17 protein-coding genes and 1 pseudogene are annotated in these 16,739 nt (G+C 59.2%); 10 read left to right on the forward strand and 8 right to left on the reverse strand.

Annotation, left to right across the window (positions count from 1 at the left end):
- Both tssI and H8F21_RS04385 read right to left on the reverse strand, forming a co-directional pair.
- The coding region (gene tssI, locus H8F21_RS04380; protein WP_203584082.1) for a type VI secretion system tip protein TssI/VgrG at nt 1-1,417 on the reverse strand (1,417 nt) is incomplete at its 3' end.
- A gap of 197 nt (nt 1,418-1,614) precedes the next feature.
- A complete protein-coding gene (locus H8F21_RS04385; protein WP_203480131.1) occupies nt 1,615-2,520 on the reverse strand; it encodes a helix-turn-helix domain-containing protein in 906 nt (301 codons plus the stop codon).
- A gap of 197 nt (nt 2,521-2,717) precedes the next feature.
- Between H8F21_RS04385 and pobA the strand changes: the two genes are divergently transcribed.
- Both pobA and tatA read left to right on the forward strand, forming a co-directional pair.
- On the forward strand, nt 2,718-3,905 hold the full coding sequence (pobA, locus tag H8F21_RS04390; RefSeq protein WP_203480128.1) for a 4-hydroxybenzoate 3-monooxygenase: 1,188 nt from the start codon (nt 2,718-2,720) through the stop codon (nt 3,903-3,905).
- Nucleotides 3,906-3,920: 15 nt separating this feature from the next.
- A pseudogene (gene tatA, locus H8F21_RS04395) lies at nt 3,921-4,064 on the forward strand (twin-arginine translocase TatA/TatE family subunit); the annotation flags it as partial.
- Nucleotides 4,065-4,133: 69 nt separating this feature from the next.
- Here tatA and H8F21_RS04400 read toward each other — a convergent pair.
- Nucleotides 4,134-4,754: an ankyrin repeat domain-containing protein gene (locus tag H8F21_RS04400; RefSeq protein ID WP_413242999.1), complete on the reverse strand. Its 621-nt coding sequence runs from the start codon at nt 4,752-4,754 to the stop codon at nt 4,134-4,136.
- 126 nt (nt 4,755-4,880) lie between these two features.
- On the opposite strand from H8F21_RS04400, the gene H8F21_RS04405 reads away from it, so the two are divergent.
- Nucleotides 4,881-5,762, forward strand: a complete 882-nt coding sequence (locus H8F21_RS04405) for a LysR substrate-binding domain-containing protein (RefSeq protein ID WP_203480122.1) — start codon at nt 4,881-4,883, stop codon at nt 5,760-5,762.
- Here H8F21_RS04405 and H8F21_RS04410 read toward each other — a convergent pair whose 3' ends face one another.
- From H8F21_RS04410 to pdxR, 3 genes are all read right to left on the reverse strand, one after another.
- Nucleotides 5,763-6,389, reverse strand: coding sequence for an START domain-containing protein (locus H8F21_RS04410; protein WP_203480119.1), 627 nt, complete (start codon nt 6,387-6,389; stop codon nt 5,763-5,765).
- A 544-nt stretch (nt 6,390-6,933) separates the two neighbouring features.
- Nucleotides 6,934-7,770: a bifunctional allantoicase/(S)-ureidoglycine aminohydrolase gene (locus H8F21_RS04415; protein WP_136476898.1), complete on the reverse strand. Its 837-nt coding sequence runs from the start codon at nt 7,768-7,770 to the stop codon at nt 6,934-6,936.
- Nucleotides 7,771-7,959: 189 nt separating this feature from the next.
- Nucleotides 7,960-9,453: a MocR-like pyridoxine biosynthesis transcription factor PdxR gene (gene pdxR, locus H8F21_RS04420; RefSeq protein ID WP_203480116.1), complete on the reverse strand. Its 1,494-nt coding sequence runs from the start codon at nt 9,451-9,453 to the stop codon at nt 7,960-7,962.
- A gap of 124 nt (nt 9,454-9,577) precedes the next feature.
- On the opposite strand from pdxR, the gene H8F21_RS04425 reads away from it, so the two are divergent.
- Complete coding sequence (locus H8F21_RS04425) at nt 9,578-10,039, forward strand: FAD/FMN-containing dehydrogenase (RefSeq protein ID WP_203480113.1); 462 nt, start codon at nt 9,578-9,580, stop codon at nt 10,037-10,039.
- Between the two features lie 12 nt (nt 10,040-10,051).
- Here the strand turns inward: H8F21_RS04425 and H8F21_RS04430 are convergent, their stop codons facing one another.
- Nucleotides 10,052-10,528, reverse strand: coding sequence for an Lrp/AsnC family transcriptional regulator (locus H8F21_RS04430; RefSeq protein WP_203480110.1), 477 nt, complete (start codon nt 10,526-10,528; stop codon nt 10,052-10,054).
- A gap of 99 nt (nt 10,529-10,627) precedes the next feature.
- Here H8F21_RS04430 and rarD point away from each other — a divergent pair, with 99 nt between their 5' ends.
- Nucleotides 10,628-11,569: an EamA family transporter RarD gene (rarD, locus tag H8F21_RS04435; protein ID WP_203480107.1), complete on the forward strand. Its 942-nt coding sequence runs from the start codon at nt 10,628-10,630 to the stop codon at nt 11,567-11,569.
- Here rarD and H8F21_RS04440 read toward each other — a convergent pair.
- The gene (locus tag H8F21_RS04440; protein ID WP_203480104.1) at nt 11,529-12,536 is read right to left on the reverse strand and encodes a GlxA family transcriptional regulator; all 1,008 of its coding nucleotides are present in this window, start codon (nt 12,534-12,536) and stop codon (nt 11,529-11,531) included. The two genes, rarD and H8F21_RS04440, sit on opposite strands and share 41 nt — an antisense overlap.
- 148 nt (nt 12,537-12,684) lie before the next feature.
- On the opposite strand from H8F21_RS04440, the gene H8F21_RS04445 reads away from it, so the two are divergent.
- From H8F21_RS04445 to gltS, 5 genes are all read left to right on the forward strand, one after another.
- Nucleotides 12,685-12,897, forward strand: coding sequence for a PLD nuclease N-terminal domain-containing protein (locus tag H8F21_RS04445; RefSeq protein ID WP_136476892.1), 213 nt, complete (start codon nt 12,685-12,687; stop codon nt 12,895-12,897).
- 77 nt (nt 12,898-12,974) lie between these two features.
- A complete protein-coding gene (locus tag H8F21_RS04450) occupies nt 12,975-13,538 on the forward strand; it encodes a hypothetical protein (protein WP_203480101.1) in 564 nt (187 codons plus the stop codon).
- Nucleotides 13,539-13,674: 136 nt separating this feature from the next.
- Nucleotides 13,675-14,400, forward strand: coding sequence for an IclR family transcriptional regulator (locus tag H8F21_RS04455; protein WP_203480098.1), 726 nt, complete (start codon nt 13,675-13,677; stop codon nt 14,398-14,400).
- A gap of 21 nt (nt 14,401-14,421) precedes the next feature.
- A complete protein-coding gene (hutG, locus tag H8F21_RS04460; RefSeq protein WP_203480095.1) occupies nt 14,422-15,360 on the forward strand; it encodes a formimidoylglutamase in 939 nt (312 codons plus the stop codon).
- A 45-nt stretch (nt 15,361-15,405) separates the two neighbouring features.
- Nucleotides 15,406-16,614 carry a sodium/glutamate symporter gene (gene gltS, locus H8F21_RS04465; protein ID WP_203480092.1) on the forward strand — a complete coding sequence of 403 codons (1,209 nt, stop codon included), beginning with the start codon at nt 15,406-15,408 and terminating at the stop codon, nt 16,612-16,614.
- Nucleotides 16,615-16,739 lie beyond the last annotated feature (125 nt).

Consider the following 16,739-nt stretch of genomic DNA (forward strand, 5'->3'; position numbering starts at 1 on the left):
TGCGCAGCACGGTCCGGGTCTTGTTGGCAGGCAAGGGATAGGGCAGCGCCGTGACCTTGTTGGCCACACAGCCGGTAATCAGCGGGTGATCGGGGTTGCCCTCCAGAAAGGTCACCACCACTTCCATACCGACACGCGGAATAGCCATTGCGCTAAAACCTTTACCGGCCCAGGCGGATGACACCCGCAGCCAGCAGCTGCTCTTGTCGCTGTTCAGTTCGGCGCGGTCCCAATGGAACTCGACCTTCACCCGTCCGTACTCATCACAATGGATTTCCTCACCCTCCGGTCCGGTGACACGGGCGGTCTGACTGACCAGTACGGACTGACGTTGAACCCGCGCAGGTCGGTAGATGGCGTCCCAGGGAATGGCGCGAAAGCTGTTGCGGTAGCCTTGGGTGAAGCCGTCCGCGGCCTGGCTGTTACTGCTGATCGACTCTTCAAGCACCTGCGGTTGCTTGCCTTCATGCGTCACGCTGAGCAACAGCCACAGGTCGTTGTGCTGTTCGCGCGGGTGGTCGCGGAGGGTGAAAAAATGGCCGCTGCGTAACGTTGGCTGATCGCTTTCGCCCTCGGCCAAGTTGTAGTCATGACGATGGCGTTCAAGGGCATGACGGGCGAGTTGCTGGCCGCGCTTTTGCGTTTCGAGCAGCAGTGGATAGCGATAGTCTTCCAGCACTGGGTTGAACTCGGCGCTCGCGCGGCTTTGCAGCAAGCGACTGGGACGCTGCAGGTCGTAGTCGCGGCGCGTCACCGCACTGGTGCGGGTTCTGACACGGTGGCAAAAGTGGCTGACCACCGGCTCGTCCGCGACCAGGCCGCTGCCCTGCTGATAAGGCGTGCTACCGAGCCTGGGAAAGTAGGTCTGGTCTTCGCTGAAGACCAATCGGTGGCCATCGACACTGTGCTGGTGATGCCAGGCGATGCCGTCTTCGCTGCACAGCCGCTGGATGAACGCGAAGTCGCTTTCGTCGTATTGCGTGCAATAGGCGCGCTTGGGGCTCTGAGTGATATTGAAGGTAAAGGCGTCGGCCTGGATGCCATGGCCCTTGAGGACCTGGGTGACAATCTGCGGTACATCCATGTCCTGGAAAATGCGTGCGTTGTAGCTGAACTGCAAGTAATGCAGCGCCGGCACCAGGGTCAGTTGATACCGCGTCAGGCGCTTGCCCGATTCGCCCACCGCCACATCGTCGATGAACCCGTGAAGCCCTTCACCGCGCAAGCCCCAGCGCAGGAAGGCTGGCTGGTTGAGCAAACTTTCCAGTTCGATGTTGGGGTACTCGCTGACCAGTTCAATGCGCAGCGCGTAGAGGGTGCTGATGGCTTCGCTGCCCTCGAACGCCAGTACCTTGAAGTCGTTGCGCACCGAGGGGATGAGTAGTTCGAACTGCGCGGTATTGGCCGACGCGAACATGGGCTCGTCCTTTAGCTTGAGTAGGAAAAATGCGCTGCCCCGGGCGGGCATTGATGGGCGTGCGCAAACATCCTCGAAAGCTAGCAAGAGCGAAAAAAAAATTATGTAGTACGCTTCCCAAAGTGAATTCGGGTTTCTCGATATCCGCTATCTGCTAACGAACCACTTAGGGCGTAATCCTATTCAGCCCAAGCTTTTTAGCGCGCCATGGGTTCGCCTAGAGAGGCGGCGACGGCGGCCTGACGAAATGCATTGGGTGTCTGCCCACACAGGCGTCGAAAAAAACGTGAGAAGTACGTAGGGTCGCTAAAGCCCAGGCTGTCGGACAGCTGGCTGATGCTCATGTTGGTGTAGATCAGGTTGCGCCGCGCTTCGAGCAACAGCCGTTGATGGATGATTTGCAACGCCGTCTGACCGGCCAATTCACGGCACAGGGTGTTCAGATGGACGCTGGAAACACCCAGTCGATGTGCGAACAACTCAACGGACAAATGTTCCTTGTAGTGCAGCTCTACCTGCTTGATAAATCCTGCGAGCAACTGTTGGTTACGCTCGTCCCTGTTGCTCGGCAATGTGCGTTGCTGGCTACGGCGACTGATCCACACCATCAGCGAGGTGACCAGTGAATGCAGCAGCAGTTCGCGGGCCGGGGCGCTGCCTTCGTATTCCTGATGCAACACGCTGATCAGGGTGTGCAACGCACCGCGGTCAGCCCCCAGTCGATAACAACCTGCCGACGCCATCACCGTGAGGGGCACACCCAGTTGGCCTTCTAGCTGGGCCACCAGTGGTGCGCCGAGCGTCAGCACGTAGCCATCGATATCCGCAGAGAACTGAAAACCGTGCACGGTCATCGGCGGTATCACCTGGATTGCAGCTTCACGCACGGTGCTGCGTCGACCTTCCACTTCAATCAGCGCTTGCCCTCGCCGCACGTACAGCAACTGAAACAGGTCGGCATGCCGATGCGCCTTGATTTCCCAGTGGTGCAGGCTGCTGCGTTTCGGGATTGACTCGCAATGCAGCAGGTCGGGTGTAGGCCAGGCTTTGCTTTCGCCGTAAAGCTTGAACACGGGAATCCGCGGAAGGGTAGCGCTTGTCATTGGGCAACCTGGCTGCTGAGACGGTGGGTTTCGTCGCGTGTCCGATAATCGAACTGTATTTGTAAAAGTGCAATTTGTTGAAGAAATATCACCTTTTTTTCCGGTTTCTGTCAGCAAAAATGCAGGGGCATACAACAACAATAGCTTCCAGGATGCTTATGTCCAAGCGCCTGGGGCCCTCAAGCGAGACAAAAACAATGAGAACTCAGGTAGCCATTATTGGTGCCGGCCCTTCTGGCCTCCTGCTGGGCCAGCTGTTACACAAAGCTGGTATCGACACTGTGATTGTCGAACGCCAGACGCCCGACTATGTACTCGGCCGTATTCGTGCCGGGGTGCTTGAGCAGGGCACTGTCGATCTGTTGCGTGAAGCCGGTGTGTCCGAGCGCATGGACGCTGAAGGCCTGGTACATGACGGGGTTGAATTGTTGGTAGGCGGCCAGCGTATTCGCGTCGACCTCAAGGCGTTGACCGGTGGCAAGACGGTGATGGTCTACGGCCAGACCGAAGTTACCCGCGACCTGATGCACGCCCGCGCCGCCAGCGATGCGCCGATCGTTTACGCAGCCGAAAATGTACAGCCGCATGAAATGAAGGGTGAGCAGCCCTACATCACCTATGAAAAAGACGGCCAGACCCATCGTATCGACTGCGACTACATCGCAGGTTGCGATGGCTTTCATGGCATCGCGCGCAAGAGCATTCCCGAATCGGTACTGAGCCACTATGAGCGGGTCTATCCGTTCGGCTGGCTGGGACTGTTGTCCGATACACCACCGGTGAATCACGAGCTTATCTACGCCCATCATGATCGTGGCTTTGTCCTGTGCAGCCAGCGTTCGTTGACGCGCAGCCGCTACTACTTGCAAGTGCCATTGACCGACCACGTCGACGATTGGTCCGATGACCGTTTCTGGACCGAACTGAAGGCGCGCCTACCCAAGGAAGTCGGTGATCGGTTGGTGACCGGGCCGGCACTGGAGAAGAGCATTGCGCCGCTGCGCAGCTATGTGGTCGAGCCAATGCAGTACGGCAAAATGTTCCTGGTGGGTGACGCTGCGCACATCGTCCCGCCAACCGGTGCCAAGGGCTTGAACCTGGCTGCTTCGGATGTTTGCTACCTGTACCGGATCCTGGTCAAGGTCTACCGTGAAGGCCGTACCGATCTACTCGAAAAATACTCCGAAATAGCCTTGCGCCGGGTATGGAAGGGAGAACGTTTCAGTTGGTTCATGACCAACCTGCTGCATGACTTTGGCGACCACAAGGACGCCTGGGATCACAAGATGCAACAGGCCGACCGTGAATACTTTTTCAATTCTGACGCCGGCCTTGTCAACATTGCCGAGAACTACGTGGGCCTGCCATTCGAAAGCATCGAATAAGAAGGAGAGGGCGTGATGGGGGTGTTCGACTGGAAACACTGGGCAGTACTGTTGGTTGTGGTGGTGTTGGTATTTGGTAGCAAGCGTCTCAAGTCGCTGGGTAGCGACCTGGGCGAGTCGATCAAGGGCTTTCGCAACTCGGTGAACACCGAGGATGAAGCGACGCCCGCGGCGAAAATTGACAAGGTGTGAAACTTGCAGCTTGGCAGGAGCGGGGCTCACTCGGTCCTACCGAGCCGCTTCCAGAATATTCACCATGGCGGTATAGCCGCGCTCGCGCGCGTGGGCCAAGGGTGTTACGCCAGCCTTGTCGGTGATGTTCACGTCGGCTCCGGCGGCTACCAACAGCTTGACGATCTCGACATGCCTGGGGCCGCCGTCGCTTAGCACGATGGCTTCCATCAACGCCGTCCAGTGCAGGCGATTCACATGGTTTACGTCAACGCCAGCGGCTATCAAGGTGCGCACATTTTCGACGTGACCACGTTCGGCAGCCGGAATCAGTGCCGTGCCGCCATAGCGGTTGGTGCTCTTGAGGTCGGCACCGTGATTCAAGGTCAGGCGCAAGATCTGGTTGAATCCGCGCGCACCGGCATACAGGTAGGGACTGTCGTCAATGTTGTCCTTGGCATTGACGTCGGCACCGGCCTCGATCAGCACCCGGGCTGCCTCGATCCGGTTGCCGTGGGTAGCCAGCAGCAGCGGCGTGCGCCCCTGCTTATCGCGCGCTTCACGGTTTGCGCCTTGGTTCAGCAGGTTGCGTACTTGATCGACATGGCCGCTCGCTGCGGCGTCGCGCAACTGGCTTTCAAGCACACCGCCTTCGGCACTGGCGGTCAGTGAGACCATCAAGGCCAATAGAAATGCGAAAAAGACATTCAAGTGTTCCATGCACATTCGCTCGTCTGCGTGAGTTGTCCTGGGAAGGGGCTCATGATAGAAATGAGCCTTACTATTTAGAAGTTAAATGTTTTCATGAGTATCAGTGTAAAACCGAATAGGTCTTTGTTCGATCTTGATCTGCTTCGGGCCATCGTCGTGGTGGCCGACTGCGGCAGTTTTACAACCGCTGCTGCAAGGCTGCACTCCACCCAGTCGACCGTCAGCCAGAAAGTGCGACGCCTGGAAGACATGGTTGGCCATCGCCTCCTGGTGCGTGGCAATCGCGATGTGCTGCCTACGGATGCGGGCCAGACCTTGCTGGGTTACGCCCGACATATGCTGGCCTTGAATGACCAGATGCTCGAGGCCCTGGCTGGCGCCACAGTCGGTGTGACGGTGCGCCTGGGGGTGCCCGAGGACTTCGTGGGGGGGCGCACCACCAACGCCTTGTCGGCCTTCAATCGCAAATACCAGCAGGTCAAGCTGGAAGTCACCAGCGGCTTGTGCCGCGACCTGAGCCAGAGCTACGACAATGGCGAACTCGATCTGGTCCTGCTCAAGCAACGGCGCAACAGCCGCGAAGGGGTGGCTTGTTGGCCAGAAGAATTGCAGTGGATCGACAGTGCCGGAACACCTTCGATTGACCTTGACCCGATACCGCTGGTGACCTTTCCGCCACGCGGCCTGTACCGTGATGACATGATCAACGCTATCGAGAGCATGGGCCGACGCTGGCGTATCAGCTTCACCAGTTCGAGTTTGAGCGGTATCCAGGCTGCCGTGGCCGATGGCATGGGCATCAGCCTGCTACCGCCTCGCGCCGCAACCGCTGACCACGCCGTGCTGGGTGAGCAGAACGGGCTGCCGGTGATCGACAGCTACGAAATTGTCATTGTCCATCGTCCCACGGCGGATCCGATGGTCAAGGAACTGGCAGGGGTGCTGGCAAGTTTGCTTCAGGCCCATGAGGTGTAGTTATTCACCCGGTGCCTCTTGCGTCGCAGCTGCGCCTTGGCGTTCTGCCACTGCGCGCAACGTTCTCAGCGACACCATGGGCGCATCAATGACGAATTGGTTGGCCAGCCATGAGGGTATGTCTCCGGCAGGCTCGGCCTCCAACTGGTAGGTCACCTCGGTGAGTTGCTCCCCCTTGGGCACCAGGGTCCACAGGCCTTTTAGCTGGCTGACGCGGATCAGTTGTGGTTGGCGTTCGACCTTGCCGGTTACGGCGCTGAGGTGCCGTAGCAAACTGCCGTCGTCGCGGCGTTCGGTTTGCACACGAATCACCATGTCGCGCGGACTGGCCGGCCAGGGCAGTTCGGTGGTCAGGTAAACCCAGGTGCTGTCGCCTTCGACTTCGAGCAAACGCATGCTGGCGCAGCCATACAGCCATTTGCACGCGACCCTCAGGTTTTCTTGCAGGTCGCCGAGGGTGCGCACACTGGCCTTGATCAGGGTTACTCCGCGAAAGCGCTGGTACTTCGACCCGGGCACCTCATCCAGGTAGACCTGAATGCCATCCTCGTCTTTGGCCAAGTGCCAGGCCTCGGCCTGTGCGATGCCGGCGAACAGGATGATCAACAGTAGGTACCTGGGACTCATCGGGCAGGCTCCATCGCTAACGTCAAGTCACCCAAGCATAGGCCGTGGAAGCGGGGAGTATGATCTTTGGGCTGGGCTGGGCTGGGTTGGGTTGGGTTGGGCTGGGCTTGAGGCTGCGGGCTTATCCATTTTATCCGGTGCCGCTGTTGGCCCCTTCCGCCCTTACGGCGGGTCCCTTTTGTCTTGGCAAAAGGAACCAAAACCGCTCGCTCCTACATACGGCCCTACGCTGCGCTTCGGGTCCCCTCGATACGGCACCTTCCGGGGCCACGCGGCCTACGACTTGCTTCGCCAAGTCTACGTCTCGCGTCTTCGGCTAACGCCGAAGGTGCTGCGCACTGACCCCTACAGGCACCTCCTCTCGGCCTTCTGAAGTCGCACTCTGCGGCGCCTGTGCTGACGTGCATGAAGATCAAGATCAAGATCAAGATCTAGAGCGAGACATTGATTTTGAAGATGTGCCAGTGCAGGCGCCCCCCTGGACTCGGTGAAAAATCATAAAAAAACCCGCCATGGCGGCGGGTTTTGTACCGGGAATCTGGACTCAGCGCTGAGGGTTCAGTACCAGGTTCATGTGACGGTTTACGTCTTTGTACAGCAGGTAGCGGAATGGACCAGGGCCGCCGGAGTAGCAAGCTTGCGGGCAGAAGGCGCGCAGCCACATGAAGTCGCCGGCTTCTACTTCGACCCAGTCCTGGTTCAGGCGGTACACCGCTTTACCTTCAAGGACATACAGGCCGTGTTCCATGACGTGGGTTTCGGCAAACGGAATCACACCGCCAGGCTGGAAGGTCACGATGTTCACGTGCATGTCGTGGCGCATGTCGGCCATGTCGACGAAGCGGGTGGTAACCCAGGCGCCGTCGGTGCCCGGCATCGGGATCGGCTCGATGTCTTTCTCGTTGGTGACGAAGGCTTCCGGCAGGGCCAGGCCTTCAACAACCTGGTAATGCTTGCGGATCCAGTGGAACGTGACGTTCTTGCCGCTGTTGTTGCGCAGGCTCCAGTCGGCAGCCGGCGGAATGAAGGCATAGCCGCCTTCTTTCAGGGTGTACGGCTTGCCTTGCAGGGTGATGTCCATTTCGCCTTCGACGACGAACAGCACTGCCTCGGCATTCTTGTCCAGTTCAGGACGCTCGCTGCCGCCTTCTGGCGCCAGTTCCACGATGTACTGCGAGAAGGTTTCCGAGAAGCCGGTCAGCGGGCGGGCGATGACCCACATGCGCATTTTGTCCCAGAACGGCAGGTGGCTGGTGACGATGTCACGCATTACGCCCTTGGGGATGACGGCATAGGCTTCGGTGAACATGGCACGGTCTGTGAGCAGCTCGGTTTGAGCTGGGTGCCCACCGTGAGGGGCGTAGTAAGAAGATTTAGACATGGACAGTCTCTACTTTGTTGTTGTGTCCCCGTGCCTGGCAGCACCGGCCGGCGCTGCGTGGGGATGCATTGACACGATATAGACAAGCTCCTCTCATGCACAAATTAAATGTTGAAATACCCGGTATTTGATTAGTGAATGTCGGTGGCGGGGACTCATTTGCCCAAGTGACGCCGTGTTTGAGGTGGGTTATTTCAACGCGTTGGCCAGCCGAAGCATGGCCGTTTCGATCTCGTGGGCCGTCAACGAGGAATAGCCCAGAAGCCAACCCTGTTGCTTTTGCGCACCAGCATACAGGCGGCTCAGCCCTGGCAAGTGCAGGCCAGCCGAGGCTGCCTTGGCGATGGTGTGCGCCTCGCTCCAGCGATCGTTCAACAGACAGGGTATCTGCAGCCCTCCGGGAGGACGCAGGGCGCTGACGATGCCGGACAGATGGCTATCGATGGCCGTGAGCATGCTTGTTCTGCGCGCTGCGTAGAGTTTGCGCATGGCGCGCACATGGGCATTGTAATGTCCGTCTTCCATGAAGCGCGCCAGGGTCAGTTGCAGGATTTGCGGGGTATGCCCATCGATAATGCTCCGCGCATGGCTGAAGGGTGGGACCAATTCGCGTGGCAGTACCATGTAGCCCAGGCGCAGCCCTGGGTACAGGGTTTTGCTGAAAGTACCGATGTATAGGGTGCGCTGGTAGCTGTCCAGGCCCTGGACGCAGGCTGTTGGCAGGCCGTCGTAGTGAAATTCGCTGTCGTAGTCATCCTCGATGATCCACTTGCCCTGGCTGGCGGCCCAGTTGATCAGCTCCAGCCTGCGCTCCAGCGACAGGGTTGCCCCCGTGGGGTACTGATGTGACGGGGTGACATAGACACAGTTTGCACCACTGCGATCGGCCAGCAGCAGTTCGGTACGGATGCCCTGGGCATCGACGTCAATCGGCACCACGCGAGCCTCGGCCGCTTCAAAGGCTTTGCGCGCACCAAAGTAACCTGGGTTTTCCATCAGGATCGGTCGACCGGCATCTACCAGCAGTTGTGCACACAGGTAAAGTGCCTGGCGGGTACTGCTCAGCACCAAGATCTGCTCGGGCGTCACTTTGGCGCCACGTTCCAGGTTCAGGTACAGCGCAATCGCCTTTCGCAGCGGCTCGGCGCCTTGCGGGTCACCATGCAGCAATATGCTCGGGCGATAATCCTTCATCGCCTGACGCTGCATGCGCTCCCAGACATCTACCGGGAAGGAGCGGGTTTCGGGCAGTCCGGTGGCGAACGCCTTGATCGCTTGCTGATCGCTGACGCCTCCGCTGGCGTGGATCATATGACCGCGCAGGCTCAGCCCCTCAGCGGTGGCGGTCGCCGGTTGCGGGTGTTTTTGTTGCCGGATGCGTCTACGTGCAATGCCGCGCAACTCCATGCCCATGGTCTGTGATACATAGCTGCCAGAGCCTTTGCGTCGTTCGATAAAACCATCGCGCTGCAACTGGATGTAGGCGTTTTCCACGGTGTCCCGGGCATAGCCCAACGCCTGCGCCAACGCCCGTGTTGCTGGGAGTTTCAGCCCCGGCTCCAGCACGCCCTGAAGAATCAGCTCGCGCAGGGCGCGTTGAATCCGTTGATGCAATTCCAGCGCGTGAAGTTCGGCGTCGTTAAGGCGGATTTTGAGTGTGTCGAGTTCGAATGCTTTTGCCATGTGGTCTGCCGTTCGTCCTTAAACTGGCCCGTGCTGGCAGGCCAGTCTATGCGTGGCTCCGGGCGCTCGCAATGGCCTTGCATTAAGGCTCTATAAACTGTGAAAACATCCATCGAGGTTACTTGTGAAATACGCTATCGCACTACTGCTGAGTTTGTCCCCGCTCCTGGCCCAGGCGGTCGAAGTTGGTGAGCAGCTCAAACCCTGGACGCTGCTCGACCAATACGACCAGGCCTATAGCCTCAACGATCAGACCCGTACCTTGTTGGTGGCGAGCAACATGGACGGCGCCAAGTTGGTCAAGGCTGCTTTGGAAGACCGTCCCAAGGGTTATCTGGAAACGCGTAATACCGTGTTCGTTGCCGATATCCAGCGTATGCCGGCGTTGATTTCCAAGCTTTTCGCCATTCCGGCCATGCGTGACTACAGCTACCGGGTGTTGCTGGACCGTGACGGCAGCGTAGCAACGCGCTATGCCCCTGCCGAAGACAAAGTACTGTGGCTGCAGTTGGATAAAGGGCAGGTGGTCAGCCAGCGTGAGTTCACCAGCGCAGAGGAATTGCGCCAGGCCCTGGAAAAGCAGTGAGTTGATCCCGGCTCAGCGCTGCGATCTGTCAATCGGCACCTGCAACGTCGACTTCACCCGCTCGAGCACGACAATGGTTCGAAACCACTTCACGTTCGGGTTGTCATGAAATAGCCGCTGGGTCAGCGCCTGGTATTCGCTCATGCTTGCCACGGTGAGTACCAGCATGAAGTCGGCGTCGCCTGTCACGTAGTAGCACTGTTGGATCTGGGGGCCGGAGAAGGTTTGCTTCATCAGTTCCAGATCCGGCGACTGGGTGCGTTCGGCATGCACCTCCACCATCAAGGTAATGACCTGGCCGATTTTTTCCGGGTCGATCACCGCCGCATTGGCCTGGATAACGCCATTGGCGTTCAAACGCTGAATTCGCCGTTGCACCGATGCGGTGGACAGGTGCACCTGTTCAGCAAGCTGGCGCAGGGCCAGGCTGTTGTCTTGCTGCAGGGCGTCGAGCAAGGCAAGGTCGAAGTCATCCAATGCAGGCTTCATGTGCAAAAATTTCTCATTGGCGGGGCGAAATAAGAGGGCACTTTTCAGTGCTAACGCAATAAATTATCACCGACTCAACGCTCCGAGAAGGACATCGCAATGCACCGGCCCGCCACCCCCAACGTCTCGCTTGGCGTACTGCTCAACGTACTCGCCTCGGTACTGTTTGCGCTGATGTACGCCTACACCCACCTGCTTGAACCCCTCAACGGTGAAGAAATCTATGGCTGGCGCATTTTGCTGACCGTGCCGTGCCTGACGCTGATGGTGCTTGCCAGTGGTCACTGGCACGAAGTCCGTCGGCTTTTCCAGCGATTGTTCGAAGAACGCTGGTTCTGGGCTGTGCGCCTGGTCTCGGCGGCGCTGCTTGGCGTTCAGTTGTGGTTGTTCATGTGGGCACCGATCAATGGCTATGGCCTCGATGTCTCGCTGGGCTACTTCCTCATGCCACTGACCATGGTGATCGTCGGTCGCCTGGCCTTCAATGACAGCATCAGCCGCCTGCAACTGCTGGCGTGTGGGTTGGCGGCGTTGGGCATCATCAACCAGATCGCAATTGCCAAGGCCATCAGTTGGCCGGTGTTGGCGGTGGCGCTGGGGTATCCGTTGTACTTCTGGCTGCGTCGGGTCAGCGACAGCAACAATATGGGCGGGCTGTGGTTCGACATGAGCCTGAGCTTGCCGGTCAGCCTGGGGCTGGTGCTCAAGGGCGGGGTAGTGCTGGCCGCTGTAGGCAGCGGCTCGTCGCTGCCGTGGCTGGTGGCCGGGCTGGGCGCCATCAGTGCGTCGGCCCTGGCCCTGCAAGCGCTATCGGGGCCGCGGCTGAACCTGACCCTGTTTGGCCTGCTGATCTATGTTGAACCCATCCTTCTGGTGCTGGCGGCAATCATGCTCGGTGAAAGCATCGCTGCGGCGCAATGGCCCACCTACCTTGCCATTTGGCTGGCCGTGTTGGTACTGGTGGTGGAAGGCGGCCTGAGCCTGAGCAACAACCGTCGGGCTATTCGCCAAGCCGCTGTTCTCGCGAAGGTGGATAGCTGAAGTAGGCGCTGTAGCATTTGCTGAAATGCGAGACTGAAACAAAGCCGCAGGCAATCGCTACGTCCATTAGCGGCAGGTCGGAATACTGCAGCAAACGACGGCTCTTGGTAATGCGCAGTTCCATGTAATAGCGGCTCGGGGAGGTGCCCAGCTGTGCCTGGAACAAACGATCGATCTGCCGTCGCGAGCGGCCGCTGTAGTTGGCGAGTTGGTCGAGGCTGAGGGTTTCCTCAAGGTTGTTCTCCATCAGCTCGACGATGGTACGCAGCGGCGCACTCATGGATTTTTTCGAGCTGCTGTCGACCCGGCGAAATCGTGCCCCGGAGAACGCCAGGATTTCCTCCACTCCCGCGGCCAGTGCATCGCCCTGTTGCAGCCGCAAAAGGGCCAGCATCATCTCCAGCGCGCCATTGGGGCTGGCAGCGGTGAGGCGGTCACGATCCAGGACAAAGCTTGCCGGGGTAATCGTGCTTTGCGCGCTGCGTTCGGCCAGGCTTGCCCGCTGTTCGGGATGGATGGTGCAACTGTAGTCCGCCAGCACCCCGGCACGGCCGAGAAAATAGGCGCCATTCCACAGGCCGCCCAACGCCAGGCCGTGGCTTGCCGCATCGGCCAGCAGTCGATCCAGCAGGGGATACTTGAGGGGGGTACGCAGCCCTCCGCAGACAATCAACATGTCCAGCTCATCAAGGGTGGCCCGCTCCAGGCCTGCGGCATAGATCTCCAACCCCAGGTCGCTGATGACGCGCTCGCCGCCCAGAGACAATGGCGTGATCACAAAAAGGTTGTTCTGCAACAGGTTGGCGGTAACCAGCACATCCATGGCAACGGTAAAGCTGGCCATGGAGAAGTTTTCCAGCAACAGGAAGCCGACGCGGTAAGCGGGTGAGGAGGCCGCTTGCGGGTGCTTGAGGTTCAGCATATTCGTTGTACTGGTTTTACTACTGAACTGGCGTGGGGTGGGCATTGAAGCTCCGCAGGCAAAGAGGAGGTCGAGGTTGTCGAGTTTACTCAGAAGTTCATTGTCCGTGGCGAACTTGCGGGCCTAGCCGAAAACAGAATGAACCCTGGCCGCTGGCGCAGACCTAACCTGCGTACCCTACTGGAGGCAACGCATGGAAAACGGTCATATCTGGATCACGCTTGCAGTACTGCTCACCCTTGTCGAACTGTGGGCCATCAAGCGCATTATCGGGAGTAAAAGTCGGGCAGATCGGAAGATGCTATGGATAGTGTTTATCGTTTTTGTGCCTGTGCTCGGTTTGATCGCCTGGGCTGTGGCAGGTCCAAAATCGAGTGCCGGCGTTCCTATTTCGCGGGAAGGGTAGGTGCCCTGCGTAGCAAAAGTACCTGCCTGTGTGTAGGGTGCCGATATGGCCTCCGACCCACAGCGCAGAGTTGTGACATGTCTTCATCCCACCTTGACCCGCTGCGACGGGAGATCGAACAACGTCAGATCGCCCCGGCACCGGCGCCGTGGCAACTCAAGGCCAGGCTGAGCATCACGGGCCTGCTGGAGATCGGCTTCGATGCTGACAGCGAACTGCTTCTGGTTGCGTCCAGCTCCGGGCGGAGCGTGATCGATTGTCAGAGCGGGGAAAAAGTCGCGCGTGATCGCACCGATAACCTTGGCAGTGACCGCCACCTGCAGACCCGTGGCATCGGGCCGCTGCAGGATCGTGTAATACGCATGGCCGGGATCAATGGGGGTGGCCTGCCGGTAGCCACCGCCGATGGCTGGATGGTCGAGGACATCACCCTGGCCTGGCCGGAACAGCACCTGTTGCTGGTCGAGCCTGGCTCGTGGTTGCACGGTGCGCGTTACCACCGCCCGGCGCTGTTTCACAAGCTTGGGGTAGAGCTTGAAGTGAGGGCGTTCGGTTTTTCCTATACCGGCTTGAGCCTGGTGATTGCCACTGCCGGGGAAGTGCTGGTGTACGGGCGCTGCGCGAAAACCTTGGCGTCCTGATAGTGCCTGCCTTCTGTGACCGTCCAGGTCCTGTCTACACACCCATCGTCGCTTTTAGTGAGAAATTTCCCATTCAATGGGAATCTTGTTTCACCCTTTGAGAAAACCCTGTGCACCATGTTCGCAAGGAGCACATATGAACTACAACAGCCCCACCGATCGCTTGCTGCAGATTCTTGTCGCCCTAGGCCAGGCTAACGAAGCCGTGTCGGCCAAGGAGCTGAGCCTGCAGCTGGAACAGCCCTTGAGCAGCACGTATCGGCATTTGAAAACCCTGCTGCGCTGGGGCTTGGCCGAAGACAATGGTCACGGCCGTTATCTGCCGGGGCCTGCTTGCTTGCAATTGGCAAACAAATTCGACCGCGAGGCGCTGCTGGTATCGCAGGCCATGCCCGAGCTCAAACGCTTGGCCGAACTGAGCCGCGAAAGTGTTGCGTTGATGGTGCCCAGCAACGGCCAGGCTATTTGTATCGAATTGATCGATAGCCCCCAGCCGCTGCGTTGCTGTTATCAGAAGGGGCTGGCGCAGCCGCTGCTGGTCGGCGCTTCGGCGCGGGTGCTGCTGGCCCATATGGCGCCAGAGCGAAGCGAGGCGATCCTTCATGAGCACGGCGTGGATGCCGAAGGCTTCGAGCTTTATCGGCAAAGCTTCATCCCCATTCGCGACCAGGGCTTTGCCATAAGCCTTGGCGAAATCGACGACGGCATCTGGGGCGTCAGCGCGCCGGTGCTCGACAGCCGCAACCGCTTGTACGGCGCAATCAGCCTCATGGCCCCGGCCTTTCGTGCCCAGCACAACAGTGAGCGCCTGACCCGCTGGACTCGCGAAGTCGCCCTGCGCGTGGGTGCACGGCTGGACTGAATCAACCTGGAGTTTTTGAGCATGACCGCACATCTGTCCATGCCTGAGTGGCAAGGCCGTATTGACGCAGGCGAAGGTTCGTCTGCATTGCGCTGGCACCAGTGGGTGCGGCCTTATCACAGCGCCCAAGCCCCTGGCACCGCATTGATAGGTCTGGCCTGCGATGAAGGTGTCACCCGCAACCAGGGTCGCAGCGGTGCCCGCCAAGGGCCACCGGCATTGCGCAAGGCGTTGGCCAACCTCGCCTGGCGCGGCCAGCGAGCAGTGTATGACAGCGGCGACATTGCCTGCACCGGTAGCGATCTGGAAGGCGCGCAGCAGGGCTATGCCCAGCGCGTCAATGAACTTCTCGACCACGGTCATTTGCCGTTGGGGATAGGTGGTGGGCATGAAATCGCTTATGCCAGCTTTCTCGGCCTGGCCGAGCACCTGCGTAAGCACGAAGCCAGCCCACGGGTGGGTGTTCTTAATTTTGACGCCCATTTCGATTTGCGTCATGCCGCGCAAAGCAGCTCCGGCACGCCGTTCCGACAGATCGCTGAGTACTGCGAGCAGGCGGGCATGGTGTTTGACTATTGCTGCCTGGGCGTGAGTGAGCTGAACAACACGCAAGCCCTGTTTGATCAGGCCGATCGCCTGAACGTGCGCTATCGCCTCGACCGGCAGATGCAACCCTGGAATGTCGGGGCCATCGAGGCGTTTGTCGATGCGTTCCTCGGCGGTATCGACCACCTCTATATGACCATTTGCCTGGATGTGCTGCCCGCCAGCCAAGCACCCGGCGTCAGTGCACCGTCGGCCCATGGTGTGGACCTGATGGTGGTCGAGCACCTGGTCAGGCATGCCAAGGCCAGCGGCAAGCTGCGCATGGCCGACATCGCTGAACTTAACCCCGGTCTTGACCAGGACCAGCGCACGGCGCGCATTGGCGCGAGGTTGCTGGCAAGCCTGGTCGACTAAGCCGTTCCCCCATTCAATCCAGTATAAAAACAAGAGTATTACTTCATGCTGACCCTGCAACTCGATGCATTGACCACCGTTGCCCTGGCACTTGTGCTGCTGGCATTGGGGGCACAACTTAAAAAACACAGTTACTGGCTGCGCCAGCTCTGCGTACCCGCGCCGGTAATCGGTGGTTTTGGTTTTGCCCTGCTGGTATGGCTACTGCGTAACCAGCAGTGGCTGGACATCAAGCTGGATACGGCCATGCAAACCCCGTTGATGGTGGCGTTCTTCACCACCGTCGGCCTGGGTGGCAGCCTTGGCCTGCTACGCCAGGGCGGCAAGATCCTGTTCATCTATCTGGGTGCCTGCTGGGGCCTGGCGCTGCTGCAGAACCTGGTGGGTGTCGGCATGGCCAAGGCGCTGGGTATCGATCCGCTGCTGGGGATCATGGCCGGTGCAGTGTCACTGGAAGGCGGTTTCGGTGCGGCGGCAGCCTTTGGCCCGATTGCAGAGAGCCTTGGCACCACGGGTGCCACAACGGCAGCGCTGGCTTCGGCGACCTTTGGCATGGTTGCTGGCGGTTTGCTTGGCAGCCCGGTGGCGCGTTATCTGATTGATCGCAAGAAGCTGGCGGTCAAAGCCGACCGGGTCGATACGTTGCAGGCGCTGGAAAAAGCCAACGAAACTCCGAGCGTAACCCTGGATGCGGCGGTACTGCTGCGCTTGCTGACCTGCATGCTGGTCATCATGGTACTTGGCTTCTGGATCGGCGATGCCTTGAAAGCGCACTTGGGTATTGTTTTGCCGGTGTACGTCGGCGCGATGTTTGTCGCCATCATCCTGCGTAATCTCAATGATCGCGCACGGGTTATCGAGTTGCCGGACAATGCGGTCAGCACTGTAGGCGATATCAGCCTGGGCATGTTCTTGACCATGGCTATGATGAGCCTGAAGTTCTGGGAGTTGGAGCAGTTGGGCCTGCCGCTGCTGGTGATTCTGGTAGTACAGGTGGTGATCATGGTGCTGCTGTGCATCTTCGTGCTGTTTCGCCTGTTCGGCGGTAACTACGATGCTGCCGTGCTCTGCGCGGGCTACATGGGGCATGGCCTGGGCGCCACGCCCAATGCGGTGGCCAACATGGGTGCCATTTGTGATCACTACAAGGTGTTCTCCTACAAGGCGTTTATCATCGTGCCCCTGTGTGGCGCGGTGTTGATCGATATCGTTGCCTTGCCGTTGATTACCTGGTTCATCAACGCGTTCAGTTGACACCCAATGACCCGTCAGGGGACGGGCGGTGGTGCTCAAACCCCTCCGCTCGACCACTGACGTGGCGAAAAACGCTTTTCTCCCTTTCGAGTTCCGTCAAGGGAGGGCACAATGCGTGTCCTTTT

The sequence above is a fragment of the Pseudomonas arcuscaelestis genome (assembly GCF_016881005.1).
Taxonomy (GTDB): domain Bacteria; phylum Pseudomonadota; class Gammaproteobacteria; order Pseudomonadales; family Pseudomonadaceae; genus Aquipseudomonas; species Aquipseudomonas arcuscaelestis.